This is a genomic window from Exiguobacterium sp. EA-TM-5 (genome assembly GCF_053878415.1).
Window position 1 is genome coordinate 1,455,332 of the sequence record NZ_CM132670.1, and the last position, 25,801, is coordinate 1,481,132.

Annotated in this window: 24 protein-coding genes and 2 other annotated features; of the genes, 21 read left to right on the forward strand and 3 right to left on the reverse strand. The window is 45.2% G+C overall.

Translation table 11 applies throughout. The annotated features are described in order from the left end of the window. Positions 1 to 5 precede the first annotated feature (5 nt). The 3 genes from ACV3PA_RS07430 to ACV3PA_RS07440 are packed head-to-tail and all read left to right on the forward strand — an operon-like array spanning position 6 to position 2,950. On the forward strand, positions 6 to 1,133 hold the full coding sequence (locus tag ACV3PA_RS07430; protein ID WP_456125905.1) for a cysteine desulfurase family protein: 1,128 nt from the start codon (positions 6 to 8) through the stop codon (positions 1,131 to 1,133). 16 nt (positions 1,134 to 1,149) lie between these two features. After that, a complete protein-coding gene (gene mnmA, locus ACV3PA_RS07435; RefSeq protein ID WP_410501583.1) occupies positions 1,150 to 2,271 on the forward strand; it encodes a tRNA 2-thiouridine(34) synthase MnmA in 1,122 nt (373 codons plus the stop codon). A gap of 13 nt (positions 2,272 to 2,284) precedes the next feature. After that, on the forward strand, positions 2,285 to 2,950 hold the full coding sequence (locus ACV3PA_RS07440) for a tetratricopeptide repeat protein (RefSeq protein WP_053453933.1): 666 nt from the start codon (positions 2,285 to 2,287) through the stop codon (positions 2,948 to 2,950). 47 nt (positions 2,951 to 2,997) lie between these two features. Here the strand turns inward: ACV3PA_RS07440 and ACV3PA_RS07445 are convergent, their stop codons facing one another. Further along, positions 2,998 to 3,546 (reverse strand): VOC family protein, encoded by a 549-nt coding sequence (locus ACV3PA_RS07445; RefSeq protein WP_456125906.1) that lies wholly within the window; start codon positions 3,544 to 3,546, stop codon positions 2,998 to 3,000. Between the two features lie 116 nt (positions 3,547 to 3,662). On the opposite strand from ACV3PA_RS07445, the gene recD2 reads away from it, so the two are divergent. The 15 genes from recD2 (at position 3,663) to ACV3PA_RS07520 (ending at position 19,822) form a co-directional block, all read left to right on the forward strand. Next, a complete protein-coding gene (gene recD2, locus ACV3PA_RS07450; RefSeq protein WP_456125907.1) occupies positions 3,663 to 5,888 on the forward strand; it encodes an SF1B family DNA helicase RecD2 in 2,226 nt (741 codons plus the stop codon). Positions 5,889 to 5,930: 42 nt separating this feature from the next. After that, positions 5,931 to 6,142, forward strand: a binding site (T-box leader). Positions 6,143 to 6,198: 56 nt separating this feature from the next. Then, positions 6,199 to 8,841 carry an alanine--tRNA ligase gene (alaS, locus tag ACV3PA_RS07455; RefSeq protein WP_053453930.1) on the forward strand — a complete coding sequence of 881 codons (2,643 nt, stop codon included), beginning with the start codon at positions 6,199 to 6,201 and terminating at the stop codon, positions 8,839 to 8,841. Positions 8,842 to 8,875: 34 nt separating this feature from the next. Then, complete coding sequence (locus ACV3PA_RS07460) at positions 8,876 to 9,145, forward strand: IreB family regulatory phosphoprotein (protein WP_029342229.1); 270 nt, start codon at positions 8,876 to 8,878, stop codon at positions 9,143 to 9,145. Next, positions 9,142 to 9,564: a Holliday junction resolvase RuvX gene (gene ruvX, locus ACV3PA_RS07465; protein ID WP_053453929.1), complete on the forward strand. Its 423-nt coding sequence runs from the start codon at positions 9,142 to 9,144 to the stop codon at positions 9,562 to 9,564. Before ACV3PA_RS07460 ends, ruvX begins: the two co-directional genes overlap by 4 nt. Positions 9,565 to 9,578: 14 nt before the next feature. Then, positions 9,579 to 9,866, forward strand: coding sequence for a DUF1292 domain-containing protein (locus ACV3PA_RS07470; RefSeq protein ID WP_023468909.1), 288 nt, complete (start codon positions 9,579 to 9,581; stop codon positions 9,864 to 9,866). Continuing rightward, entirely contained in the window at positions 9,853 to 10,146 is a 294-nt protein-coding gene (locus ACV3PA_RS07475) for a DUF1292 domain-containing protein (protein WP_053453928.1), read from the forward strand. Before ACV3PA_RS07470 ends, ACV3PA_RS07475 begins: the two co-directional genes overlap by 14 nt. A gap of 78 nt (positions 10,147 to 10,224) precedes the next feature. Then, positions 10,225 to 11,373, forward strand: a complete 1,149-nt coding sequence (gene mltG, locus ACV3PA_RS07480; protein ID WP_053453927.1) for an endolytic transglycosylase MltG — start codon at positions 10,225 to 10,227, stop codon at positions 11,371 to 11,373. Positions 11,374 to 11,444: 71 nt separating this feature from the next. Beyond that, positions 11,445 to 12,083, forward strand: coding sequence for an O-methyltransferase (locus ACV3PA_RS07485; protein WP_053453926.1), 639 nt, complete (start codon positions 11,445 to 11,447; stop codon positions 12,081 to 12,083). A gap of 16 nt (positions 12,084 to 12,099) precedes the next feature. Continuing rightward, positions 12,100 to 12,747, forward strand: coding sequence for a uridine kinase (gene udk, locus ACV3PA_RS07490; protein WP_023468905.1), 648 nt, complete (start codon positions 12,100 to 12,102; stop codon positions 12,745 to 12,747). A gap of 56 nt (positions 12,748 to 12,803) precedes the next feature. After that, positions 12,804 to 13,277 carry a transcription elongation factor GreA gene (greA, locus tag ACV3PA_RS07495; protein ID WP_029342224.1) on the forward strand — a complete coding sequence of 158 codons (474 nt, stop codon included), beginning with the start codon at positions 12,804 to 12,806 and terminating at the stop codon, positions 13,275 to 13,277. 52 nt (positions 13,278 to 13,329) lie between these two features. Next, positions 13,330 to 14,028, forward strand: coding sequence for a 5'-methylthioadenosine/S-adenosylhomocysteine nucleosidase (gene mtnN / locus ACV3PA_RS07500; RefSeq protein ID WP_053453925.1), 699 nt, complete (start codon positions 13,330 to 13,332; stop codon positions 14,026 to 14,028). A 106-nt stretch (positions 14,029 to 14,134) separates the two neighbouring features. Beyond that, complete coding sequence (locus tag ACV3PA_RS07505; RefSeq protein WP_053453924.1) at positions 14,135 to 15,079, forward strand: beta-ketoacyl-ACP synthase III; 945 nt, start codon at positions 14,135 to 14,137, stop codon at positions 15,077 to 15,079. A gap of 1 nt (position 15,080) precedes the next feature. Then, positions 15,081 to 16,319: a beta-ketoacyl-ACP synthase II gene (gene fabF / locus ACV3PA_RS07510; RefSeq protein ID WP_456125908.1), complete on the forward strand. Its 1,239-nt coding sequence runs from the start codon at positions 15,081 to 15,083 to the stop codon at positions 16,317 to 16,319. 97 nt (positions 16,320 to 16,416) lie between these two features. Beyond that, positions 16,417 to 17,973: a peptide ABC transporter substrate-binding protein gene (locus ACV3PA_RS07515; protein ID WP_053453922.1), complete on the forward strand. Its 1,557-nt coding sequence runs from the start codon at positions 16,417 to 16,419 to the stop codon at positions 17,971 to 17,973. A gap of 205 nt (positions 17,974 to 18,178) precedes the next feature. Beyond that, a complete protein-coding gene (locus tag ACV3PA_RS07520) occupies positions 18,179 to 19,822 on the forward strand; it encodes a peptide ABC transporter substrate-binding protein (protein ID WP_456125909.1) in 1,644 nt (547 codons plus the stop codon). Between the two features lie 92 nt (positions 19,823 to 19,914). On the opposite strand, the gene trpS is transcribed toward ACV3PA_RS07520, so the two are convergent. Continuing rightward, positions 19,915 to 20,916 carry a tryptophan--tRNA ligase gene (gene trpS / locus ACV3PA_RS07525; protein WP_456125910.1) on the reverse strand — a complete coding sequence of 334 codons (1,002 nt, stop codon included), beginning with the start codon at positions 20,914 to 20,916 and terminating at the stop codon, positions 19,915 to 19,917. A gap of 51 nt (positions 20,917 to 20,967) precedes the next feature. After that, positions 20,968 to 21,173, reverse strand: a binding site (T-box leader). A gap of 56 nt (positions 21,174 to 21,229) precedes the next feature. Beyond that, positions 21,230 to 21,610, reverse strand: a complete 381-nt coding sequence (locus ACV3PA_RS07530) for a DUF3899 domain-containing protein (protein ID WP_456125911.1) — start codon at positions 21,608 to 21,610, stop codon at positions 21,230 to 21,232. Between the two features lie 271 nt (positions 21,611 to 21,881). Between ACV3PA_RS07530 and ACV3PA_RS07535 the strand changes: the two genes are divergently transcribed. From ACV3PA_RS07535 to opp3C, 3 genes are all read left to right on the forward strand, one after another. Beyond that, complete coding sequence (locus tag ACV3PA_RS07535; protein ID WP_456125912.1) at positions 21,882 to 23,495, forward strand: peptide ABC transporter substrate-binding protein; 1,614 nt, start codon at positions 21,882 to 21,884, stop codon at positions 23,493 to 23,495. A gap of 333 nt (positions 23,496 to 23,828) precedes the next feature. Further along, positions 23,829 to 24,755, forward strand: coding sequence for an oligopeptide ABC transporter permease (gene opp3b / locus ACV3PA_RS07540; protein ID WP_053453917.1), 927 nt, complete (start codon positions 23,829 to 23,831; stop codon positions 24,753 to 24,755). Continuing rightward, positions 24,755 to 25,786: an oligopeptide ABC transporter permease gene (gene opp3C, locus ACV3PA_RS07545; protein ID WP_053453916.1), complete on the forward strand. Its 1,032-nt coding sequence runs from the start codon at positions 24,755 to 24,757 to the stop codon at positions 25,784 to 25,786. The genes opp3b and opp3C overlap by 1 nt, the downstream gene beginning before the upstream one ends. Positions 25,787 to 25,801 lie beyond the last annotated feature (15 nt).

Genomic DNA, 25,801 nt, shown 5'->3' on the forward strand with positions numbered 1-25,801 from the left:
GATGAATGAATTACTTTGACCATTCGGCGACGACGCCGATGCGTCCGGAAGTCCTAGCGGCGATGACACCTTATTTACTTGAACAGTATGGAAATCCATCAAGTGTTCACGCGGCTGGTCGCTCTGCTCGGGCAGCAATCGACAAAGCACGCCGTCAGATTGCGCAAGAATTAAACGCGAAACCAACCGAATTGATTTTCACAAGCGGCGGGACGGAATCGGATAATTATGCGATTTTTGGTGCAGCTGAGGCAGCGCGTGAAAAAGGACGGCATCTCATTACGACACGTTTTGAGCATCATGCCGTGCTTCGTGCGTTCGAAGAGCTCGAAAAACAAGGCTATGACGTCACGTATCTCGATGTACCGTCGTCTGGTGTCGTGTCACTGACTGCCTTACAAGAAGCAGTTCGGGAAGATACGACACTTGTTTCGATCATGTTTGGTAACAATGAAGTCGGAACGATCCAGCCAATTGCGACATTCGGTCCATTCTTACGGGAACGCGGTATTTTGTTCCATACGGATGCGGTGCAGGTGTTCGGAAAACACGCAATCGATGTCGAAGCGTTACAGGTCGATCTACTCTCCGCGTCTGGTCACAAGATTAATGGTCCAAAAGGAATCGGGCTGTTATATGTTCGGACCGGTGTGAAGTTAGCGCCTCAGACGTTTGGCGGAGAACAGGAACGCAAACGTCGCGCTGGTACGGAAAACGTACCCGGTGTCGTCGGTTTAGCGAAAGCGCTCGAACTGATGATTGCAGAGCGCGATCAACAACAGGACCACATCAAACAGCTCCGTAGTGTTTTGCTGACACGGTTAGATGAGAGTGGCATCCATTATGAAATGAACGGGGAAGAGGGATTACCTAACGTTCTCAATCTCTATTTCCCACGTATCGAAATCGAACCGTTCTTGATCATGCTCGATATGCGTCAGATGGCGGTATCGAGCGGGAGTGCATGTACAGCAGGATCTGTCGAACCATCGCATGTCCTATCCGCCATGTATGGAGAAGATGAACGAACACGGGCATCAGTCCGAATCAGTTTTGGTCATGGAAATGATGTCTCGCAAGTCGAACTACTCGCACAAGCCTTGCAAGATGTCGTAAAATCGTTTCAGAATTAACTAAGAGGTGAAATGAATGAATACACGAGCGAAAGCCCCGAGTGAAACGACAGTCGTCGTTGGGATGTCGGGCGGTGTCGATTCCTCTGTGACGGCTCATTTATTAAAAGAGCAAGGGTATAACGTCATCGGGATCTTCATGAAAAACTGGGATGACACGGATGAGAATGGCTTTTGTACGGCGACGGAAGATTATGAAGACGTCATCGCAGTAGCCAATCAAATCGGCATTCCATATTATGCGGTTAATTTCGAGAAAGAATACTGGGATAAAGTCTTCACGTACTTCCTCGATGAATATAAACTCGGTCGGACACCGAATCCGGACGTCATGTGTAACAAGGAAATCAAGTTCAAAGCCTTCCTCGATCACGCGATGCGCCTTGGTGCCGATTTCGTAGCGACAGGGCATTATGCGCGTGCCGTTTATGAGGATGGAGAACACAAATTGCTCCGTGGTGTCGATACGAACAAGGACCAAACGTATTTCTTGAACCAATTATCCCAAGAACAAATCGCGAAAGCGATGTTCCCGATTGGTCACATGGAAAAATCAGAAGTGCGCCGGATCGCAGAAGAAGCGAACCTCGCGACAGCGAAGAAAAAAGACTCGACGGGCATTTGCTTCATCGGGGAGCGAAACTTCAAACAGTTTCTTGGTCAATATCTACCGGCACAACCAGGTGAGATGCGGACGCTTGACGGTAACGTCATGGGACGCCACGATGGGTTGATGTACTATACGATGGGACAACGCCACGGACTTGGTATCGGTGGCGATGGAGAGCCTTGGTTCGTCGTCGGGAAAAACCTAAAAGAGAACATTCTCTATGTCGATCAAGGATTCCATAACGAATTGTTGTATTCGGAAGGATTACTTGCTTCAGACGTCAGCTGGACATCTGAGCGTCCGGTCGGTGAGACATTCCGTTGCACGGCAAAATTCCGTTATCGTCAACAAGACACAGCCGTCACGGTTCGTGTCCTTGAAGATGGACTCGATGTCTCGTTTGACGAACGTCAACGTGCGATCACACCAGGACAAGCTGTCGTATTCTATGATGGAGACATCTGCCTCGGTGGCGCGACGATCGATGCAGCCTATAAAGCAGGCGAACGCCTCGCTTATCTAGCGTAAGGAGCAAATAAAGATGAACTATAATGAAGTAGGATTCCGGCATTTAGAAGCTGGGAATTATGAATTAGCAGCACAAGCATTTAACGATGCGATTGAAGAAAATCCAAAAGACCCGACAGCTTATGTCAATCTCGGAACGTTACTGCAATCGATGAACGATGCAGATCGTGCGCTCCGGTTTTACGAACGAGCACTGATGATCGACAATACGTTCGCGAGTGCCTACTATGCAAAAGGTGCGCTATTTTTTGCTGCCGATCAACTTGTCGAAGCAGAAGAATCATTGCGGGCAGCCTTATTATATGGGCTTGACGACGCGGATCTACATTTCATGCTTGGGATGACGTATCAAAAACTCGGTGATCCGGTACGCGGCTTACCTCGTTTGCAACGCGCGTCAGAATTGAATGGCGTCGACATCGAGATTGCGTTCCAATACGGACTGGCCTTAGCGCAAAACGAGAAGTTGGAAGAAGCCGTCGAAATGTTCGAGCACGTCTTGATGCTTGACGAAACGCATACGGATGCACGGTACAACTATGCGATTGCACTTGCTTTCCTCGGTCAACAGGAAGCGTGTTATGCAGAACTGGAAGCTGTTCTTGCTTATCAGCCGGAACACGCTCTCGCACGAGATGCAAAAGCGAAGATGGATGCGTTATTGAAACAAGCAGACTGATCTAAAAAAGACGATTCCTTGCGGAGTCGTCTTTTTTTGTATGGTATTTAGTTCCCGACTTCACGAATGATGCGAAGTGGCGGTCCAGAAAAATCTTCATAGGCTTCATCCATGTTTTTCGTATACAGTTCGATGACGTTGTTTTCCGTATCCTTGAAATAAGCCGAATGTTCTTTTTGGTTGGATGTCTCTTGTTCATCCCATTCTCTTAACTTCACGGTAATCGATGCCTCACGTAGTTGATTGAGTGCTTGTTGGAACTCTTCTTTTTCGACGTAAAAGGCGCAGTGCACATGGACGCCGCCTTCATCGTACAACGTATCCCATTCGGATACAGGTAAGTGTTTGACCGTTCTTTCCTCCATCGTGAAGTCCCGTTTTAGCCAAAGACCAAGTCGAGTATTGCCACCAATGTAGAGCCACGTCGCCCAGACGCCGTCCTGTTCGGATTGTTCCTTGCTTGGTTCTGCATCCTCAGGTGCCCATTGTTCGACGATCGGAATGCCCAGTGTTCCGTTCCAAAAGCGAACGGCGCGATCCATATCTTCGACTTCTAGTACTAATTCACACAAACCTGCAATTGGTAAACGTGCCATCCTTGAACTCCTCCTCGTAACGAAATGTTTCACGGTATCTTTCCCTGATTTAAAATCTGGTAAACGAATGCTATGATGAAAGCAGCGAATGAAAAAGAGAGAAAGAAGGTGGAGTGATGGAGCACCCCCATCAAGTCGTCGGACGCGTCAAACGTGTGCTCTTTTCTTCTGAAGAAGAAGCACACTCCATTGTATTGGTCGCCGTCAAAGAAAAAAACTTTGAACTAAAAGAAACCGAACTCGTCATTACGGGTACTGGTGTCGGGATTGAACTCGGAGGCACCTATCAAGCATTCGGTCGTCTCGTTGATCATCCACGTTTCGGGAAACAATTGAAAGCGGAACTGATCCGCCGTTCGGTTCCGATGACAAAACATGCAACGATCCGCTTCTTGACGAATGGTTCGTTCACCGGCATTGGACCGAAGACAGCGAAAAATATCGTCGATGCTCTTGGAGAAGAGGCAGTGGATCTTATTTTAAAGGACGAGCGTGTTCTCAACCAGGTTCCGGGATTGAAACAAAAGCAGGCAGACATTATTTTGAGTCGACTCGCCACGTTGTATGGCGTCGATCAGCTAATGCTGTTTTTAGCACCGTTTGATGTCACACCGAAGCTAGCGGCGAAGATTTATGCTGCTTACGAGGGGGATGCCATGGCACGGATTCGGGAGAATCCATATTCCTTAATGTATGAAGTGAACGGGATTGGTTTTAAGACAGCCGATCATATTGCGTCACACCTCGGACTTGTCGGGCTACATCCGGAGCGTGTCGCGGCTTCAATCATGCACATTCTAGAACAAGAAGCAGGCGAAGGGCATGCCTTTGCAACGGTCGACTCGTTACTCCAACGGGCGCCCCGTTTATTAGGTGAAGATCCAGGCGAACGATTGGAACAAGCAATTGAACTGTTACTCGCTGAGGATAAGGTCAAGCTTGAGGAAGGTTGCTTGTATCTGCCGACAATCTTTTATGCAGAAGTCCGAGCTGCGAAGGAACTAGCACGCGTCATGGCGAACGGTGCCGAACAGGAAGTCGATGTCGCGACGATCCTTGAAGCGATTGGTCATCTCGAAGAACAGTTCGGGATGGAATATGCAGCACAACAGCGGGAAGCAATCGAGTTAGCGGTCAAAGCACCGCTGATGGTGCTAACCGGTGGACCGGGTACGGGTAAGACGACCGTTATTAAAGGAATTTTACATGCACTGCAGGAAATCCATGACTGGCCGCTTGAGAAGAGCCGCGTCAAGACAGGTGATGTTTATCCGTATGTTCTCGTTGCGCCGACCGGACGCGCCGCAAAACGGCTGTCGGAAGCAACGGACGTACCAGCGATGACGATTCATCGCCTCTTGAAGTATGACGGAACGAACTTTCAATTGAATGAGGATCAGCCGATTACAGGAAAGGTACTGATCATCGATGAGTCGTCGATGATTGATATCTATCTGTTATCGAGTTTGCTCCGTGCCGTACCGAACGGAATGAAAATCCTGTTCGTCGGTGACCGCGATCAGTTACCGTCCGTTGGTCCGGGACAAGTCCTCGCTGACTTGATGGATACGGAAGGAATTCCGGTCGTTCGCTTGAACGTCGTCCATCGTCAAGCGGAAGATTCCTCGATATTACGACTCGCTCACGATTTGAAGAATCGGACGACGTCTTCTGATTTACTAGCACCACTCGCGGATCGCCGATTCTATACAGCTTCACCGCAAGAGACGTTACGCGGCATTTCTGCCTTTGCGGAAAAAGCGCTTGCGAAAGGCTATTCGAAATTCGATGTTCAGGTCCTCGCGCCGACCTATCGTGGTCAGGTCGGGATTGACGAATTAAATGTCGCCTTACAACGTGTCTATAACCCAGAAGAGCCGAAAAAACGCGAAGTCAAACAAGGTACGCGGATTTATCGGACTGGAGATAAAATTCTCCAACTCGTCAACAATGCGGAAGAAAACGTCTATAACGGGGATATTGGGGAAATCGTTAATATCTTTTTCGCCAAAGAAAATGTCGATAAAGTTGATAAAATCATCGCCCGTTTCGATCAAACGGAAGTCGAGTATAACCGGAGTGACTGGGATCAATTCACACATGCCTATGCCATCACGATCCATAAGGCGCAAGGGTCTGAGTTTCCAATCGTCTTAATGCCGGTCTATTTCACAGGAGCGTTCAAACATTCCCGAAATTTAATTTATACGGCGGTCACTCGGGCAAAGTCGAGTCTCCTGTTGTTTGGTGATCCGCGTGCGTTCCATAAAGCGTCACAAGAAGAGGAACCACGTCGCCGAACACGATTGATTGAACGACTTGGTGGCGTGACAAAGACTTGACGGATGCTGTTCGATAGGTAATAATCACGGTAGATGAATGGACGTAACACGTTGATGGAAGATAAGTAAAAGGAAAACTCGAGTCCAGAGAGAAGTGAGCCTGCTGCAATCACTTTCTCGAGTTCCTTTGAAGCTCCTTCCGGAGTCGGGTGTAAACACCTGCGGGTCATCCCCGTTATCAGATGTTCGAGGTAAGCAATGTCGTTGCTTACGAACGAGGGTGGTACCACGGAAGCGATGCTTTCGTCCCTTTTCAGGGATGAAAGCATCGCTTTTTTGCGTCCAAATAAAACAATGGGGGTAACTTTTCATGAAAGCATTAAAACCATTAACGGGTGCACAAATCCGTCAGATGTATCTCGATTTCTTCCAGAGTAAAGGACATGCGATCGAACCGAGTGCTTCACTCGTACCGGTCGAAGATCCATCACTCTTGTGGATCAACTCAGGTGTTGCGACACTCAAAAAATATTTTGATGGTCGCGTCATTCCTGACAATCCACGTATCGTCAACGCACAAAAATCAATCCGGACGAACGATATCGAAAACGTCGGGAAAACAGCACGTCACCATACATTCTTTGAGATGCTCGGGAACTTCTCCGTCGGTGATTACTTCCGCGAAGATGCCATCAAATGGGGCTGGGAACTCTTAACGAGCGATGACTGGTACGGTCTTGATCCGGAACGTCTCTCGGTCACGATTCACCCGGAAGATGACGCAGCACGTCAAATCTGGTTAGAACTCGGCGTACCAGCTGAACGAATCATTCCACTGGAAGATAACTTCTGGGAAATCGGTGAAGGTCCATCCGGTCCGAATACGGAAATCTTCTTCGACCGTGGACCAGCTTTCGGAGATGATCCGAACGATTCAGAACTTTACCCAGGTGGTGAAAACGAACGTTATCTTGAGATCTGGAATATCGTCTTCAGTCAATACAACCACGATGGACACGGCAACTACACGGAGCTTCCACGTAAAAACATCGATACAGGAATGGGACTCGAACGGATGGCATGTGTCATGCAGGATGTCCCAACGAACTTCGATACGGATCTGTTCATGCCAATCATCCATAAAACAGAAGAGATTAGCGGCAAAATCTACCGTGACGACTCGAAACTCGATGTAGCGTTCAAAGTCATCGCAGACCACATCCGTACGGTTTCATTCGCAATCGGTGACGGTGCGCTTCCTTCGAATGAAGGTCGCGGATATGTCCTTCGTCGTTTATTGCGCCGTGCAGTTCGTTATGCGAAGATGCTTGGCATCGAGCGTCCGTTCATGTATGAACTCGTCGATACGGTCGGTAATGTCATGGTCGACTTCTACCCACAAGTTCCAGAAAAAGCAGACTTCATCAAACGTGTCATCAAAAATGAAGAAGAGCGTTTCCACGAGACACTTCATGACGGTCTTGCAATCTTGAACACAGTGGCTCAGAATTCTAAAGCAAACGGTGAGCATGTCATCAGTGGTGAAGATGCGTTCCGTCTTTATGACACATACGGTTTCCCACTTGAATTGACGGTCGAGTATGCTGAAGATCATCAAATGTCTGTTGATGAAGAAGGCTTCAAACAAGCGATGGATGCACAACGCCAGCGTGCGCGTGCAGCGCGTGAAGAGAGTGGTTCGATGCAACAGCAATCGGAAGTCCTCTCGACGCTAAAAGATAAAAGTACGTTCGTCGGCTATACCGACCTTAAGGCGGATGCAAAAATCATCGCATTGTTGCATGATGGAGAACGAGTCACAGAAGTGGCTGCTGGTGAAGAAGCACAAGTTATTCTCGACATCACACCGTTCTATGCTGAAAGTGGTGGTGAAGTCGCAGATACAGGAACAATCGAAGGCAAAGACTTCGTTCTTGATGTCAAAGATGTTCAAAAAGCACCGAACGGTCAAAACTTGCACACAGTCATCGTCCGTACAGGAATCGCGACTGAAGCAGCAGACGTCGTTGCAAACGTCGAAGCAGCAGAACGTAAAGCGGTCACGAAAAACCATACGGCAACACACTTGCTTCATAAAGCATTAAAAGATACGCTCGGCACACACGTCAACCAAGCGGGATCACTCGTTTCTCCAGAACGTCTTCGTTTTGACTTCTCACACTTCGGTGCCGTGACACAAGAAGAATTGACGAAAATCGAACAAGACGTTAACCAAGCGATCTGGGCATCTCTACCGGTCGATATCGAAGAGATGAACATTGCTGATGCAAAAGCAAAAGGTGCAATGGCATTGTTCGGTGAGAAGTACGGTGAAACAGTTCGTGTTGTCTCAGCGGGCACATACTCGATTGAATTGTGTGGCGGGATCCACGTCGGGAACACAGCAGAAATCGGCTTGTTCAAGATCGTTTCAGAGTCTGGTATCGGAGCAGGTACACGCCGAATCGAAGCCGTAACGGGTGCAGGCGCATATCGTGTCATGAATCAGCACTTAGAAACACTTGAGCAAGCAGCGTCTGTTCTAAAGACGAAGACGACAGAAGTTCCTGTCCGTATCGAAGCGTTGCAACAACAGCTCCGTGAGACAGAACGAGCAAACGAATCGTTGCAAGCAAAACTTGCAAACATCGAAGCAGCTTCGCTTAAGGATGATGTCGAAGAAATCAACGGTGTACGTGTCCTTGCAAAACGTGTCGATGTCTCAGACATGGATGCACTTCGTGGCATGATGGATGAGTTAAAGAGCTCGATCGGCTCAGCAATCATCGTACTCGGTAGTGCGCAAGGTGAGAAAGTCAATCTCGTCGCAAGCGTCTCAAAAGATTTAATTGACCAAGGATACCATGCTGGTAAATTGATCAAGGAAGTCGCAACACGCTGTGGCGGTGGTGGTGGCGGTCGCCCTGACATGGCTCAAGCTGGCGGAAAAGATGCGTCGAAATTAGAAGAAGCACTCGCGTACGCTTCACAATACGTGCAATCACTGGCATAATAGAAACGTAGTGTATATGAAAGAGGTGATGAACGTGAGTCAGATGGATCAAACGATGAAATTTAACTTTCCAGAAGACGATAACAAGGCAGCGACACGTGATGTGTTGTTGACGGTCTATCATGCTTTAGAAGAAAAAGGATATCATCCGATCAACCAAATCGTCGGCTATCTCCTATCTGGAGATCCTGCTTACATTCCTCGTCATAATGACGCACGTAACTTAATTCGTAAGATTGAACGCGACGAATTGCTCGAAGAACTCGTGAAATCTTATTTGGCGGAGAGTGGAAATTCAAAATGAAACGTGCAATGGGACTAGATGTCGGTTCGAAGACGATTGGAGTAGCGGTCAGTGACTTGATGGGCTGGACGGCACAAGGCGTCGAGACGGTCAAGTGGACGGAACCCGATTATCCAGAAGCCTTCAAACGGCTCGATGTCATCATGAAGACATACAATGTCGAAATCTTAGTCATTGGTCTTCCGAAAAACATGAACGGTTCCATCGGTCCTCGTGCAGAGGCGAGTCAAGCCTTTGCGAAGGAAATCGAACAGCATACTGGACTTGAGGTCGTCTTCATGGATGAACGTTTGACGACGATGCAAGCAGAACGGATGCTGATCGATGCCGATGTTAGCCGTAAGAAACGCAAACAAGTCATCGATAAGATGGCTGCTGTCATGATCCTGCAATCGTATTTGGATCGGACGAACCGATGAAGGGGGAGAAACCGATGGCTGAAGAAAAACGTCAGTATCTCTTTCCAGATGAAGAGGGCGGGGAACATCTTTTCGAAGAATGGTACCGTTACTCGAGTGAACGTACAGGAAAAACCTATCTGTTTCTTGAAATGATCGGTAACCCTGACGAAGGAGCAGATGATTTGATCATCTGTGAGATCGATGAATATGGAGAAGGCGAAGATGATTTTGAATTGAGCCTGATTGATGAAAATGATGAGCAAACTTGGGATGAACTCGAGCTTGCGTTAAAGGAGCGGATCACTGATGCAACAGAATGAACCAACACGTTACGTAATTCCGGACGGCGAAGGAAATGATTTCGAATTCGCAGAACGCCTACGTTATGAAAGCCCACGTTCGAGCAAGACGTACATCTTCCTCGAGCCAATCGGAGCAGATTATGACGAAGCAGAAGAAGTCGATATCTTCGTTTACGAACTCGATGAATACGGTGATGGAGACAACGACTTCAATCTCGTACCAATCGATGAAGATGATACAGAGACTTGGGATGAAATCGAAGAAGTCTTTAACACGCTTGAAGATCAGTTAGACTAACCCGACTCATGACAGGTGACATCGTAAGAGACTTTCTCTTACGATGTCACCTTGTTTTAAGAGAAGAAGGAGGAACCGATGGAAAACGAATGGAAGCAAAATGCCGAAATCGAAAAAAGGCGACGCCGGACATCACGCCGGATTACGCTGATCATCCTTTCTGTATTGTTGACGATTTTTCTAGTTGCCAGTGCGGTCGTCTATGTCTTTTTGAAAAATGCGCTTGAACCGGTCGATGAAGAAGCGACGAAATCCGTCAAAGTCGAAGTTCCTTTAGGAGCAGGAACGAGTACGATTGCTTCTCTACTAAAGGAAAAAGACTTGATTGCGAACGAGACAATTTTCCGTTATTACGTCCGTTATAAGAATGAATCGTCATTCCAGGCGGGTACGTATACCCTGTCACAAGCCATGTCTCCGGATGAAATCATCAATGAATTGAAGACGGGAACGGTCATGAAGGCAGCGGATGTGAAAATCACGTTACCAGAAGGTATCACGATGGATCGTCAAATCGCTTTGATTGCGAAAGCAACAAAATTCAAAGAAGAGACAGTTCGAAAAGAATTGACAGATGCGACGTTCATCGATGGAATGATTGAAAAATATCCGATGTTGACGGACGAAGTGAAGAAAGATGGTGTCTTATATGCACTTGAAGGCTATCTCTTCCCAGCAACGTATGAGTTTGATAAAGGAAAAAGTATCAATCAAATCGTCGAGACGATGCTCGATGAAACAGAAAAAGTTTACGATGAAAATGAGGATGCTATTCGAAAATCAGGCATGACCTTCCATGAAGTACTCAGCCTCGGTTCTATGGTTGAGCGTGAAGCGGCGACACCAGATGATCGTCGTGAAATCGCCGGTGTTTTCAAAAATCGATTGGATGATGGGATGAAACTCCAATCCGATCCAACCGTTTGGTATGGCACAGGTGAAAATACGGCGTTAACGACGCTGAAGGATCTTGAGAATAACTCGAAGTACAACACGTATAAGTACGAAGGGATTCCAATCGGTCCGATTTCAACAGTCAGTAAAGATTCTGTGTTGGCTGTTTTAAACCCGAATAAAACAAAATATGTCTATTTCTTCGCCCGTCCACCAAGTGATAAACATCCACGAGGACAGATTCTATATGAAGAGACATATGAAGAACATCAACGAAACGTCGTGAAGTATAAACCGGAATGGGTAGAATACGAAGCGAGTAAAGAGCAATGAGCAACGGGTTGGGTTGAAGCGGGAAGTTCGCTTCAAGTCAACCTGTTTATGCGGAAGAGGGAGTGAATGGCGTGAAGGATTTCACGACCTATGTCGAATCGATGATTCATCCTCGCGATGCTCTACTGATGGAGATGGAGCGTTACGCGGAAGAACATCATATACCAATCATCGAACTGACCGGTTCCGAAGTCTTGTTATCGCTCCTGCGATTACAACAACCGAAGCGTATTTTAGAAGTCGGAACAGCAATTGGATATAGTGCTATCCGGATGGCACGCGCGTTACCGGATGCACACATTACGACGATTGAACGAAATGCGAAACGATATGAAGAAGCAAAAACCTTCATCGCTCGGTCAGATGTGGCAGACCGGATTGACATCATTTTTGGTGATGCAGTAGAATTAGCCGAAACCCTTGAAGAGCAGTTCGATGCAGTCTTCATTGATGCCGCAAAAGGACAATATAAGAAATTCTTTGCTGGGTATGGTCGACTCATTCCAGAGGGCGGCGTGCTGTATACAGATAATCTCTTCTTACATGGAGATGTCCTCGAGCCTGATCCGAAGACATTTGATCGAAGAAGACGTCGACTGGTACGTCTCGTCAAGGAATTTACGGTTTGGATGATGGAACAAGAACAATATGATACGACGATTTTTCCGCTCGGTGACGGTGTATCCGTCAGTCGGAAAAAGTCAAAATGATGGAGGAACGAATGACATGCAAAAACCGGTAGTAATAGGCGTAGCGGGCGGAACGGGTTCAGGGAAAACGACGGTGGCTCGTTCACTCGTCGATGCGTTTCCAAGTGAATCAATCGTCATGATTGAGCAAGACGCGTACTATAAAGATCAAAGTGATTTATCAATGGAGGAGCGGTATCAGACGAATTATGATCATCCGTTCGCTTTTGATAATGGTCTGTTGATCGAACACATTCAGTCGCTCCGTGAAAACATTGCCGTTGAAAAACCGGTATATGACTATGTCGCCCACACACGGGCACAAGAGACGATTCGTCTTGAACCACGCGATGTCATCATCGTAGAAGGAATTTTAGCGCTTGAAGACGAACGGTTACGGGAACTAATGGATATTAAGGTGTTCGTCGACACGGATGCAGATGTCCGTATTCTTCGCCGGATGCAGCGTGATATCAATGAACGGGGACGTTCGATTGATTCAGTCGTCGAGCAGTATACGAACGTCGTTCGTCCGATGCATCTGCAGTTCTGTGAACCGACAAAACGTTATGCGGATATCATCGTACCAGAAGGTGGAGAGAATCATGTCGCCATCGATTTACTCGTGACGAAGATCCGAGCAATTCTTGATTATCGTTCAGCACTCGATCAAAGAGGATATTGATTCCAAAAAAGATGTGAATATACTATACTAGTGGAATAAAAAGGAGCGTGACAAAAATGGCAGAAAAGCAATACTACATGACGCTTGAAGGTAAAGCGAACATTGAAAATGAATTGAATGAATTGAAGTCAGTCCGCCGGAAAGAAGTTGTCGAGAACATTAAGATCGCCCGTTCGTTCGGTGACCTTTCAGAGAACGCAGAATATGATTCGGCAAAAGAAGAACAAGCAATGGTCGAAGGTCGAATTGCTCAACTTGAAGAGATGCTTCGTAACGTTGCGATCATCTCAGAAGAAGAGAAGGACATCTCGGTCGTCGGTATCGGAACGACAGTAACATTCTTGAGTGTCGAAGATAATGAAGAAGATACGTATACAATCGTTGGTAGTGCGGAAGCAGATCCATTTACAGGAAAAATCTCGAACGAATCACCAATTGCGAAGAGCTTAATGGGACATCAAGTCGGAGATCAAGTCTCTGTTCCAGCACCAGGCGGCGAGTACGCAGTAAAAATTACATCGATTAAATAAAGAAGTCAGGAGCCGGAGCAATCCGGCTTTCTGTTTGATGGAGGAATGCAATATGCCAATCGCAATCATCGGCGCAATGGAAGAAGAAGTCAACTTATTGCGTAACGAATTGTCGGAACGTAAAGATACAGTCATCGCGAACTATCATTTTTATGAAGGTCTTTTGAATAGTGTTCCCGTCGTTATCTTAAAATCAGGGATCGGAAAAGTAAATGCTGCAATCGGTACGACACTTTTACTTGATCACTATAAGCCAAGTGCTGTCATCAATACGGGATCAGCTGGCGGATTTAAAGATGGTTTAACAATCGGGGACGTCGTCGTCTCAACGGAAGTGCGCCACCATGACGTCGACGTGACAGCATTTGGATACGAATATGGCCAGGTACCTGGAATGCCAGCTGCCTATCAAGCAGATCCGAAGCTCGTTGCAACAGCAGAAGCTGTCATCGAGCGCATGGATGCGATTCGTGTCGTTCACGGATTGATTGCAACAGGTGATTCATTCATCCATGATTCAGAGCGTTCTGCTCAAATCAAAGCACATTTCCCAGAAGTTGCAGCCGTTGAGATGGAAGCAGCACCAATTGCACAAGTATGTCATCAGTTTGGTGTACCATTCGTCGTAACACGCTCGATTTCTGATAGCGCAAATGAAGAAGCGTCACTCTCGTTTGATGAATTCCTCGAGATTGCGTCAATCAATTCCGCAAAAATGGTCATGGAAGTCGTTCGAACGTTAGCAGAGTAAGGTGAAAGGGAGGACGTGGGAGACCAAGTCCTTCCTTTTTTCTTTGACAAAAGCGAATTAACGCTTTATATTAGTACCAGATACTAATAATAAAAGGGGATGCCTTATGAAGATCGGGATTGTAGGATTAGGAACGTCTTTGCCGTCACGTCGCGTGACGAATGATGAATTAGCAACGACGCTCGATACGAGTGATGAATGGATTCGGACACGGACAGGGATTGGTGCACGACGAATCGCAGCCGATGATGTCGATGTAACAGATTTAGCGACGGAAGCTGCACAGAAAGCGCTTGATGATGCTGGTTTAACAGTTGAGGATATCGGATTGATCGTTGTTGGAACGGCAACAGGACGTGCCTTTCCTTCTACAGCCTGTATCGTTCAAGAGCGTCTTGGGGCACGAGGAGCGACAGCTTTCGATATCAGTGCGGCATGTAGTGGGTTCATCTTTGCACTACAAACAGCTGCTAGCATGTTAGCGACAGTTGAAGGCAAACATGCGCTTGTCATCGGTGCTGAAAAAATGTCGAGTATCGTTGACTGGTCAGACCGGTCCACAGCAATTTTATTCGGAGATGGTGCAGGAGCAGTTGTCATTGGACCAACCGAACAGGCTGGATTGAATGCCTTTGAACTCGGAACCGATGGACGCGGAGCACATCTATTGTTTAAAGATATCGATGGACCGATTGAGATGAACGGTCGCGAAGTCTTTAAGTTCGCCGTTCGCAAATTACCGGAAATCGTTGAGAAAGTCATTCAAAAAGCAGATAGTACGCTTGAAGATGTTGATATTTTAATTCCGCATCAGGCGAACCTACGCATTATTGATGCAGCGTGCGAACGACTGCATATACCGCAAGAAAAAGTCATCGTCACGATCGATGAGCATGCGAATACATCCGCTGCTTCGATCCCACTCGCACTCGAAGAAGCACGTCAGCAAGGGCGTCTGACGCCAGGTACGAAGCTTGTACTTGCTGGGTTTGGTGCCGGATTGACATGGGGAGCAGCATACATTACTTGGACTAAAGGAGAGAACACATAAGATGATGAGAAAACGCGTTGTAGTCACAGGAATCGGAGCACTGACACCAATTGGGAATGATGCCAATACATTTTGGGAAGCACTGAAAGAAGGAACGAACGGAATTCGTCCGATGGAACGTCTTGATATCGATGAATATCCGACGAAGGTTACAGGAGAATTGCAAAACTTTGATGTCACAGAGTTCATCGAGGCAAAAGAAGCGCGTAAGATGGATCGATTCGTTCATTACTCACTCGTTGCAAGTATGGAAGCTGTTCAAGACGCTGGAATCGACATCAAGTCAATTGCTGAACGTACAGGTGTCTGGATTGGATCAGGAATCGGTGGCGTTGAGACGATCGAAAAACAAGCAAAAATCTACTTTGAGCGTGGACATCGTCGTGTCAGTCCATTTTTCATTCCAATGATGATCCCGAACATGGCAAGCGGTCAGGTATCGATCTATACCGGAGCTAAGGGACCGAATAACTGTTCTGTTACAGCATGTGCTTCAGGAACGAATGCAATCGGCGAAGCACTCCGTGTCATCGAGCGTGGCGATGCGGATGTCATGATTGCTGGTGGAGCAGAAGCGCCGATTACGAACTTAGCATTCGCTGGTTTTTGTGCGAACAAAGCGATGTCGACGAATCATGATCCTGAGACGGCAAGTCGTCCATTTGATGAAGGACGTGACGGATTCGTCATGGGAGAAGGCGCAGGTATCTTGATTCTTGAGGAATACGAGCATGCAGTAGCACGTGGTGCGAAAATCTATGCGGAAGTCAGTGGGTATGGGTTAACAGCGGATGCCTACCACATTACAGCTCCAGATCCAGATGGTGACGGTGGAGCACGTGCGATGGCAATGGCAATCCAAGATGCTGGTATTGCCCCTGAAGCGGTTGGATACATCAATGCGCACGGAACGAGTACACCGATGAACGATGTCTTGGAAACGAAAGCGATTCACAGTGTCTTCGGTGAACAGGCAAAACAACTCGTCGTTAACTCGACGAAATCGATGATTGGTCACTTACTTGGTGGCGCAGGTGGTGTCGAGGCGATTGCAACAATTAAATCGTTACAAGAACAAACGGTTCACCCGACGATTCATCTGGAACAGCCAAGCGAAGGTTGTGACCTCGACTACGTGACAGAAGGTGCACGTAACGTCGAAATCAATTATGCGCTCAGTAACTCACTCGGATTTGGCGGACACAACGCATCACTCGTCTTCAAACGTTACGAAGCTTAAGCTCAAGCGATTCCCTTGAAAAATCGAGGGGGTCGCTTTTTTGTTAGATTTCTGATTCAATAGAGAAATGCGTGTCTGACGCAGAAAGGAGTCGTTTATGACTAACATTACAAAAAAAACATCAATCATAGTACTGGTCCTATTTTTATTGATTGGGCTCAGTGGTACACTCATATATCGTCTATCATCGTCTCAAAAAGCTAAAACAGATCAGAAAACACAGGCCATGAAGGTTGAATTAATTGAATCATCACTCCCGAAGACATCCGATATTGCGTTAGCAACGGATAGCCGTTCTCAGACGTTATTAGCACAACTGTATGAAGGATTGTATGTATTTACTTCTGGAACATCTGTCCGCAGAGGACTAGCACAAGATATGTCGGTTTCAAAAGATCGTTTGACTTATACGATTCAACTCAAACAAACGAAAAATGCACTGGGTCAGCGAGTTACGGCGCAAGACTTTGTCGATAGTTTCCGACGTGTCGCTGCCAATAAAACAAATTCTCCATATGGTTTCTTATTTGAAGTATTTGAAAATGGACGTGCCGTCAATGACGGGAAAATGAAACCAGAGCGTCTAGGGGTCAAGGCACAAGAGAATGACCGACTCATCATCACATTGAATCAGCCAGTTTCGAATCTAAAGGAGTTACTGGCGATGTCCGTTTTTTACCCACAACCGGAATCTAAAAAGTGGCAAGAACTCACTGGTAATGGCGCATTTATATTAAAAGAGATGTCTAAAAGCGGATATACACTCAAGAAAAATGATCAATATCATCAGCAAAGCGTCGTCACAGTAGGCGAGGTTAAAAGTCGGATTATTTCTGATCATCAGACGCAATGGAGTACGTATGAAAACAGTAAAGCGGCAATTCTCCCGTTACAAGAGAGTGTCGAGACACAAGAAGATCAAGTCTCTCGACCGACGTATCAAAAAAAACGGAGCGGTGTCTTTTATATCGCATTTAATCAAAAAAATGAAGCCTTTCGCGAAAAGACTCTCCGAAAGCGGATTGCGCAAGCGTTGATGGAGAAAGAATCGGTTCAACTTCCTTTAGGATATGCAGGTATTCCAACCAATCGATTCGTTGTCACAGATACGAACGGATTGATGACAGAACCGATACAAGTAAAACAAGAAAAAACCAAGAAACAGAAAAAACAACGAATCGAGATGCTTAATTTCGAGGATCCACAGGCAAAGAGGATTGGTCATCAACTCGAGACATATCTTGAGAAACAGTTGTCCGATATTGATATCGTCCTTAAACCAGTTGCGATTGAAGAGAAACTAGATAAAGAACAGTCAGCGCAGTATGCGATGACGTTAACGGGATGGATGCCAGATTATCCAGGTCCGCTTGCCTATTTAAACCAGTTCGTCTCAGATAATCCGTTGAATTCCGTCAATTATCGCTCAGAGACATACGATCAAATGATTGAAAAAGCACGACAGACACGTGATGTGAACAAGAAGCAAGCAATATATCACCAAGCTGAAAGACAATTAACGATACAAGATGCTGTCATCGTTCCTTTGTATCAGACAACTGAAAAATTATATGTTTCTGATACGATTCAAGGAATTGAAGTGCCAATTTATGGACCAGAATACCTACTTCGAGCTCTGAAAGTTCTTAAATAATCGCCTAATTGGGACCGTTTTTTCAGATGGTCCCAGTCTTTTTTGAAAAAATATTTAGAAAAATCCGATAAAAGGTTTGCAAAATTATCAGAACATTGTAAACTATTTGTAACGAAGGGTTTGATTCGAATATAGTAATTCTTTTTTTTTCGGTCAAAAACCTGACAGTATCATGTTTTTAGAATTTTAGGGGGGTCATCGTAACATGAAAAAGAAAAGCTTTGCTCTAGCTACATCAGTAGCTCTCGTATCAAGTGCGTTCCTCGCAGCTTGTTCGACGACAGATTCAGGCGACAAATCGGGCGACACAGGTTCAAGTAAAAAATCAAGTGAACAAACGCTTAACTTGATTGAGTCAGCTGATATTCCTACACTGAACCCGACGACTTCTACGGATGCAGTCTCATTCAACGTGTTGAACAACACGATGGAAGGTCTATACCGTCTTGATGACAAGCAGCAACCAACACCAGGTATTGCTGAAAGCCACGAAGTATCGGAAGACAAATTAACATACACGTTCAAATTGCGTGATGCGAAATGGTCTGATGGTACACCGCTCACGGCTAAAGATTTCGAATATGCATGGAAAGAAGTTCTTAATCCAGAGAACGCTTCACAGTATGCATACGTCTTCTACAACATCGAAGGTGCAGAAGAATACAACACGAAAAAAGGCGATCGTGATGCTGTCGGCGTTAAAGCAATCGATGACAAAACGTTCGAAGTTAAATTAAAAGCACCTGCGGACTACTTCCTCGGATTAACTGGATTCGGACCATTCATGCCGAAATCAGAAGAACTTTCGAAGAAAATCGGGAAAGATTTCGGTTCGACTGCAGATAAATCGCTTTACAACGGACCATTCAAATTAACAGAATGGACACGTGAGCAAGGCTGGAAGATGGTCAAAAACGATAACTACTGGGATAAAGATGCGGTCAAACTTAAAACGATCAACGTTAAGGTTGTTAAAGAGACAGCGACAGGTGTTAACCTTTACGAAAAAGGTGACATCGACCGTACAGGTCTAACTTCTGAGTTCGTTGCCCAGTACAAAGATAATAAAGACTTCAAAACAAAAGGTGAATCAACAATCTTCTACCTTTACCTCAACACGAAGGTAAAAGCGCTGGATAACGAAAAAATCCGTCGTGCCATCGACATGGGTTACAACAAAAAAGGAATCACGGATGTTATCCTTGCAAATGGATCGCTTCCAGCAAACTATCTTGTACCAAAAGATTTCGCGAAAGATGCTGACGGAAAAGACTTCCGTGAAAAGTATCCAACATTCAACGAATACAATGCAGATGAAGCGAAAAAACTCTGGGAAGAGGGCTTAAAAGAAATTGGTCAAAAATCGGTTGAACTTGAGCTCTTGAACTACGATAGCGATGATTCGAAGAAAATCGGTGAGTTCTTAAAAGGTGAACTTGAGAAAAACCTTCCAGGTATGAAGGTTACGATCAAGCAGCAACCGTTCAAAAACAAACTCGATCTTGAGAACAAAGGTGAATTCGAGTTCTCAGTAGCGGGCTGGGGTCCTGACTATCAAGATCCAATGACGTTCCTCGATCTCTTCGTCACTGGCGGACCATACAACCGCGGTAAATGGTCAAATGAAGAGTACGATAAACTCATCAAAGATGCAAAAACGCAAACAGATGCAGCAAAACGTTGGTCTGAATTGCAAGAAGCTGAGAAAATTCTTCTTGATTCAGCAGCGATTTCACCTGTTTATCAGCGTGGACGCGCATTCCTCGTTAAACCATACGTCAAAGGAATCGTCGAACATAACTTCGGCGCAGACTTCTCATACAAATGGGCTTCGATCGAAGGAAAATAAGCAAAGAAAACTGCTTCCGATAAAATCGGAAGCAGTTTTTTGTTTGCAAAAACACAAAAGACCGGAACATTCCGATCTTTTTTGCGTAGAATTTATTTTTTTACTTTGGCACGTTTTCGTTGTAAGCCCATGGCTTTTTCGATTTTTGCTAGTTTTTTTGCAGCGACTGCTTCAGCACGATCCCGTCCAGCGTCGAGAATTTGATCGAGCTCTTCTGAATCAATCAATTCATAATAGCGCTGTTGAATCGGTTCGAGTTCTGTAATGATGGCTTCTGCGACATCTGCTTTAAATGTTCCATAGTTCGAACCTTCGTATTTTGCTTCGAGATCTGAAATCGAGATACCTGCGAGTAGAGAGTAAATCTCGAGTAAATTTGACACACCTGGTTTGTTTTCTCGGTCGAATTTTACGATACCTTCAGAGTCCGTGACAGCTGATTTTACTTTTTTACGAATGACATCTGGTGCATCAAGCATCGAGATGAAGCCTTTTGGATTCTGATCAGATTTTGACATTTTCTTATCTGGAGTTGTCAAACTCATGATTCGAGCACCGGATTCAGCGATGATCGGTTCTGGTAATGTGAACGTCTCATAATAACGACTATTGAAACGTTGAGCGAGATCACGCGTTAACTCAATGTGTTGTTTTTGATCATCTCCAACAGGAACGAGTTCCGCGTCGTAGAGTAGGATATCGGCAGCCATGAGTGTCGGGTAGACGAACAACCCTGCACCAATTCTGTCTTTTCCTTGTGATTTATCCTTATATTGCGTCATACGCTCCAGTTCACCCATACCGGAAAGACATGTCAACATCCAGCCGAGTTGCGCATGTGCTTTGACTTCTGATTGAACGAAGATCGTTGACTTTTCAGGATTTAGACCACTTGCGATATACAGAGCAGCAAGGGCGCGTGTATTGTTCATCAGTTCGACACGATCGATATCGACCGTGATCGAGTGCAGATCGACGACGCAGTAATATGCATCATGACCGTCCTGTAAGTTCACGAAGTGTTTCATGGCACCTAAGTAATTTCCGAGTGTGACCGTTCCTGTTGGTTTGATACCTGAGAAAATCGTTTTCATAATGAAATCCCTCCAAATAATAAGATCAAAATAAAAAACGCCCCTTGAAAATCAAGGGACGAGTCATCGCGTTGCCACCCAAGTTGCTATTCGCATAGCCGCTCAATTTGCTGTAATGGGCAAACCCATCTGACTCTACTTGATTCGAATCAGCCACTCGAAAGTCCATTCACTTAGGCATCACCTGTCCATTTTCAGCACCATGGACTCTCTGAGAGGAATGGATCTAAGTTACTACTCTTTGTCGTCGTGTTTTCTTGTTTGATTAGTTTGAGTTTACCATACCTGAGATAGAGCGTCACGTTGATTTCGTTTAAAAATATGAGATGATCAGCGAGACGACGATGAAGATGACACCGCTTGAAACGTAAGGTTTCGTCCGTGCTGAAGCACGGCGTTGCTTTTTGCGAAGCACTTCTTCTTCTTCGTCCTCGTCTTCGTAATAATCTCCGTCAATCTCTCGCAACTTTGCTTCCCGCTGTTTTTTGAATCCAGCTGTCATGCCGCGAAAGAAACCGTTAGCAGACATGTTCGAGAAGAATCCTACCGCAATTAACAAGAATCCTGCTATGAACAAACCGCCAGACAGATGATACAAGATACCGTGTGTCGAATCCGTCATGGTTGCCCAAATCGTGTAAAGCAGAACAAGAATGACCGCGATGATGATCGGTCGGAAATACGTCGATCGCATGAAAATCCCCCTTTGATGCATTGATACCCTTAGTATACGAAACTTTTTCTCTTGTTACGAATCGGTAACAAAGGAATAATGCAAAATAGCAAATAGTATGACTATTCACTTGACGTTAATGCTATTCTCACATAAAATCAATTTATCACTTCGTTTAGGTTTTTGAAACTAGGTCAATGGATTTTGGGGAATACATTGCAGTTTCGACGGGACGTTATTGATGTCATAGGCATTATGGCAACTTGGAAATTGAAAAGGAGATGACTTACCGATGAAGAAAAAAACAGTCGGTCTTGCTTTATCCGTCATGCTTGCAGGAAGCGCTGTGCTTGCTGGATGTTCGACAGGTGGAGGAGATAGTGATTCAGGTTCGAAAGACGGAAAGAAAAATTTGCGTTTGACGGATACATCGGATATCACGACAGTTGACCCAGCAAAAGCAACGGATGCTGTCGCGTTCAACATGATCGGGAACACGATGGAAGGTCTTTATCGTTTAGATAAAGACGGAAAAGCGATTCCAGCACTTGCAGAAAAAACAGATATTTCAAGTGACAATTTAACGTATACGTTCACACTTCGTGATTCGAAATGGTCTGATGGTACGCCAGTCAAGGCACAAGATTTCGAATTTGCTTGGAAACGTGCAGCTGATCCGAAAACAGGTTCTGGTTACTCGTACATCTTTGACACGTTAAAAAACGGCTCTGATGTGACAAAAGGTAAAAAATCTGTTGACGAACTCGGTGTTAAAGCAATCGATGACAAAACGCTAGAAGTAAAACTTGAGCGTCCAGCTCCTTACTTCCTTTCACTGACATCATTCGGTACGTATACACCAATTAGCGAAGATTTCTACAAAAAGAATGAAAAAGACTTCTCGCTTCAACCAGATAAATTGCTTTATAACGGTCCTTTTGTTTGGGAATCTTGGAAAACGGATTCAAAACGTGTTCTAAAAAAGAACGACAACTATTGGGATAAAGATGCCGTCAAATTAGACGAAGTTACGATCAGTGTCGTTAAGGATACGTCAACAGTAGCGAATCTTTACGATTCAAATGAGATTGATTATGCAGGTCTGACTTCAGAGCAAGTTGAAGCTTATAAATCTAAGCCTGAATTCAAAACAGCTCTTCGTTCTTCGATCGCTTATTTGAAATTCAACAATGAAGATTCAACGATGAAGGACGTCAATGCGCGTAAAGCCATTGCTCGTGCCATCGATCCAAAAGGAATCACGGATACGCTTCTTGCGAACGGATCGATTCCAACAACAAGCTTCATTCCAAAAGAATTTGTTAAAGATGCATCAGGTAAAGATTATACGAGCGACATCAACTGGTTCGATCGTGATGCTAAAGAAGCAGCAGATCTTTGGAAAAAAGCAAATGGTAACAAAAAAACAACGATTGAATTGCTCTCATTCGATAGTGAAGATGCGAAAAAAATCGGTGAGTATATGAAAGGTCAAATTGAGAAGAATCTTCCAAACGTCACAGTTGCCATCAAGCAACAGCCGTTCAAGAACAAACTCGATCTTGAAGCAAAAGGGGACTACCAAATCTCTTACTCACTCTGGGGTCCAGACTACCAAGATCCAATGTCTAACCTCTCTATCTTCGAATCAACAAACAGCCAAAACGACGTCAAGTATAAATCATCTGCCTATGATAAATTGTTGAACGCTGCAAATGAAGAGTCGGATTTAACAAAACGTCTTGAACTCTTCAAACAAGCGGAAGCACAATTGATCGAAAAAGATCAAGCGATCGCACCAATTTATCAATCTGGTTCTGCATACTTGAGCCGTCCGACGGTTAAAGATTTCAACCGTCAGTTGTTCGGAGCAGATTTCCAATACAAATACGTTGATATTAAGTAATCGAGAATGGGAGCGTCCCCTGATCAGTTCGGGTACGCTCCTGTTTTATACTACTTTTTATGAATGGAAACTCATTTTTATAGGAAATGTGAAATTTTCGTAAAAAAGTGGTTCTAATTACTTTGTTAGCAAAGTATAATGAAATCAAACGAAAAATTCTGACTATTGGATGAAATTAGAAAAACATCCAAGCGAACATCAAATCAATGCACAATAAAAAAGAATTTTTAAATTTTTATGACAAAATTCTTGAATGTTCCGACAATTGTGGGTCATACTGATTTTATTGATGTTTCGAAAAAAACAGAAAATCTTTATAGGGGGTGCCATCTTATGGGCCGTTATTTAGCTCAACGCCTGGTTTACGGCGTACTGACGTTTTTACTCATCGCTTCGTTCACTTTCTTCCTGATGGATCTGCTACCAGGTTCACCGTTCCAAAACCAGGAGAAACTTTCTCCTGAACAGTTGAATATCCTTCGGGATAAGTACAACTTGAATGATCCACTACCACAACGCTATGCAGCGTATATGGTTAACTTGTTCCAAGGGGATCTCGGTATTTCGTTTAAATATGATAGCCGCCCGGTGACGGATTTGATTTCTGAACGAATCGGACCATCGGCTCAGTTAGGAATTCAAGCATTAGTACTTGGAGTACTTTTAGGACTCGTCCTAGGTGTTATTGCGGCACTTCGTCACAACACAGTGGTCGATTACGGTGCGATGTTCGTATCGGTTATCGGAATTTCGGTACCGTCCTTCGTGTTCGCCTCACTCCTTCAATACTATGTTGGCGTGAAATGGGGCGTTTTGCCAGTCGCGTTCTGGGAAAGCCCGGCGCATACTATCTTGCCGACCGTATCGTTATCACTTGGGGTTACGGCCTCGATTGCTCGATTCGTCCGAACCGAGATGCTAGAAGTAACGAACCAAGATTATGTCACGTTAGCTAAAGCAAAAGGCCTAGATGGTCAGTCGATTACTTGGAAACACATGGTTCGAAACGCCTTGATTCCGGCAATCACGATTCTTGGACCAATGACAGCCGCATTAATTACGGGAACACTCGTCATTGAAAAAATCTTCGCTGTACCTGGTCTTGGTGAGCTATTCGTATCATCAATCACAACAAACGACTACACAGTTATCATGGGTACGACGTTGTTCTTCTCAGCAGTCTTCATTCTCATGATTTTGATCGTCGATTTGCTGTATGGTGTCGTTGATCCACGGATTCGTTTGGGGGGTAACAAATAATGGCTGAACAAAATTCAAATGCAAAAGCAGAACAGTTTGATTCATCACTGTTCCAACATGTTGAGTTCAATGAACAGGCAGGAGAGCGTCTTGCCGGTAAAAGTTTAAACTTCTGGCAAGATGCTTGGATGCGTCTACGTAAGAACAAAGCGGCAATTCTTTCTCTTGCTGTCATCGTCATCATCGCAATCATGTCATTGGTCGGACCAGCGTTATCTGGTAATGACCCTTATACCCAAACAATCACGCAAGCTAAACTTCCACCTAAAGTTACGGGATTAGAGTGGGCTGGTTTTGACGGTATGGCGACACTTGGTGAGACACCGATTGATTTCTACAAACAAAAACAAGTGACAGAGAACTTCTGGTTCGGAACGGACCATCTCGGTCGTGATCTTTGGTCACGTGTCTGGGAAGGAACGAAGATTTCGTTATTCATCGGTTTGATGGCAGCGCTCATTGACGTTCTCGTTGGTGTCACATACGGCGGAATTTCTGCTTATTATGGTGGACGTGTCGATAACATCATGCAACGGATTGCTGAAATTTTAACAGGTGTACCGAACTTGATTTTGATTATCTTGTTCATCTTGATTCTTGAACCAGGGATTACGACGATCATCCTTGCGATGACGATTACCGGTTGGATTGGGATGAGTCGACTTGTACGTGGTCAAATTCTGAAACTAAAGAACCAAGAGTTTGTTCTCGCAGCACGGACACTTGGTGCTTCTAGCGCACGATTGATCTTCAAACACTTGATTCCAAATACTTTGGGAACGATCATTATCTCACTCATGTTCACAATTCCTGGGGCAATCTTCTTCGAAGCATTCTTAAGCTTCATCGGTTTAGGACTTGCACCACCACAACCGTCACTCGGTACATTGATCAACGAAGGGTACAAGGAATTAAAAACGTTCCCTTACTTGCTCGTTGTCCCATCGACGGTCATCGTACTCCTCATGGTCAGCTTCAATATGTTGGCAGATGGACTGCGTGATGCGTTTGACCCACGTTTACGACGCTAACGGAAACTAGAGAGG

Coding starts and splice junctions, on each gene's coding strand:
- ACV3PA_RS07475 (WP_053453928.1), top strand. CDS start 9,853: ATGCAACAGAATGAACCAACACGTTACGTAATTCCGGACGGCGAAGGA.
- mltG (WP_053453927.1), top strand. CDS start 10,225: ATGGAAAACGAATGGAAGCAAAATGCCGAAATCGAAAAAAGGCGACGC.
- mtnN (WP_053453925.1), top strand. CDS start 13,330: ATGCCAATCGCAATCATCGGCGCAATGGAAGAAGAAGTCAACTTATTG.
- ACV3PA_RS07520 (WP_456125909.1), top strand. CDS start 18,179: ATGAAAAAGAAAAGCTTTGCTCTAGCTACATCAGTAGCTCTCGTATCA.
- ACV3PA_RS07535 (WP_456125912.1), top strand. CDS start 21,882: ATGAAGAAAAAAACAGTCGGTCTTGCTTTATCCGTCATGCTTGCAGGA.
- ACV3PA_RS07430 (WP_456125905.1), top strand. CDS start 6: ATGAATTACTTTGACCATTCGGCGACGACGCCGATGCGTCCGGAAGTC.
- ACV3PA_RS07515 (WP_053453922.1), top strand. CDS start 16,417: ATGACTAACATTACAAAAAAAACATCAATCATAGTACTGGTCCTATTT.
- ACV3PA_RS07530 (WP_456125911.1), bottom strand. CDS start 21,610: ATGCGATCGACGTATTTCCGACCGATCATCATCGCGGTCATTCTTGTT.
- recD2 (WP_456125907.1), top strand. CDS start 3,663: ATGGAGCACCCCCATCAAGTCGTCGGACGCGTCAAACGTGTGCTCTTT.
- alaS (WP_053453930.1), top strand. CDS start 6,199: ATGAAAGCATTAAAACCATTAACGGGTGCACAAATCCGTCAGATGTAT.
- ACV3PA_RS07445 (WP_456125906.1), bottom strand. CDS start 3,546: ATGGCACGTTTACCAATTGCAGGTTTGTGTGAATTAGTACTAGAAGTC.
- ruvX (WP_053453929.1), top strand. CDS start 9,142: ATGAAACGTGCAATGGGACTAGATGTCGGTTCGAAGACGATTGGAGTA.
- ACV3PA_RS07470 (WP_023468909.1), top strand. CDS start 9,579: ATGGCTGAAGAAAAACGTCAGTATCTCTTTCCAGATGAAGAGGGCGGG.
- ACV3PA_RS07440 (WP_053453933.1), top strand. CDS start 2,285: ATGAACTATAATGAAGTAGGATTCCGGCATTTAGAAGCTGGGAATTAT.
- greA (WP_029342224.1), top strand. CDS start 12,804: ATGGCAGAAAAGCAATACTACATGACGCTTGAAGGTAAAGCGAACATT.
- fabF (WP_456125908.1), top strand. CDS start 15,081: ATGATGAGAAAACGCGTTGTAGTCACAGGAATCGGAGCACTGACACCA.
- ACV3PA_RS07505 (WP_053453924.1), top strand. CDS start 14,135: ATGAAGATCGGGATTGTAGGATTAGGAACGTCTTTGCCGTCACGTCGC.
- trpS (WP_456125910.1), bottom strand. CDS start 20,916: ATGAAAACGATTTTCTCAGGTATCAAACCAACAGGAACGGTCACACTC.
- opp3b (WP_053453917.1), top strand. CDS start 23,829: ATGGGCCGTTATTTAGCTCAACGCCTGGTTTACGGCGTACTGACGTTT.
- opp3C (WP_053453916.1), top strand. CDS start 24,755: ATGGCTGAACAAAATTCAAATGCAAAAGCAGAACAGTTTGATTCATCA.
- udk (WP_023468905.1), top strand. CDS start 12,100: ATGCAAAAACCGGTAGTAATAGGCGTAGCGGGCGGAACGGGTTCAGGG.
- mnmA (WP_410501583.1), top strand. CDS start 1,150: ATGAATACACGAGCGAAAGCCCCGAGTGAAACGACAGTCGTCGTTGGG.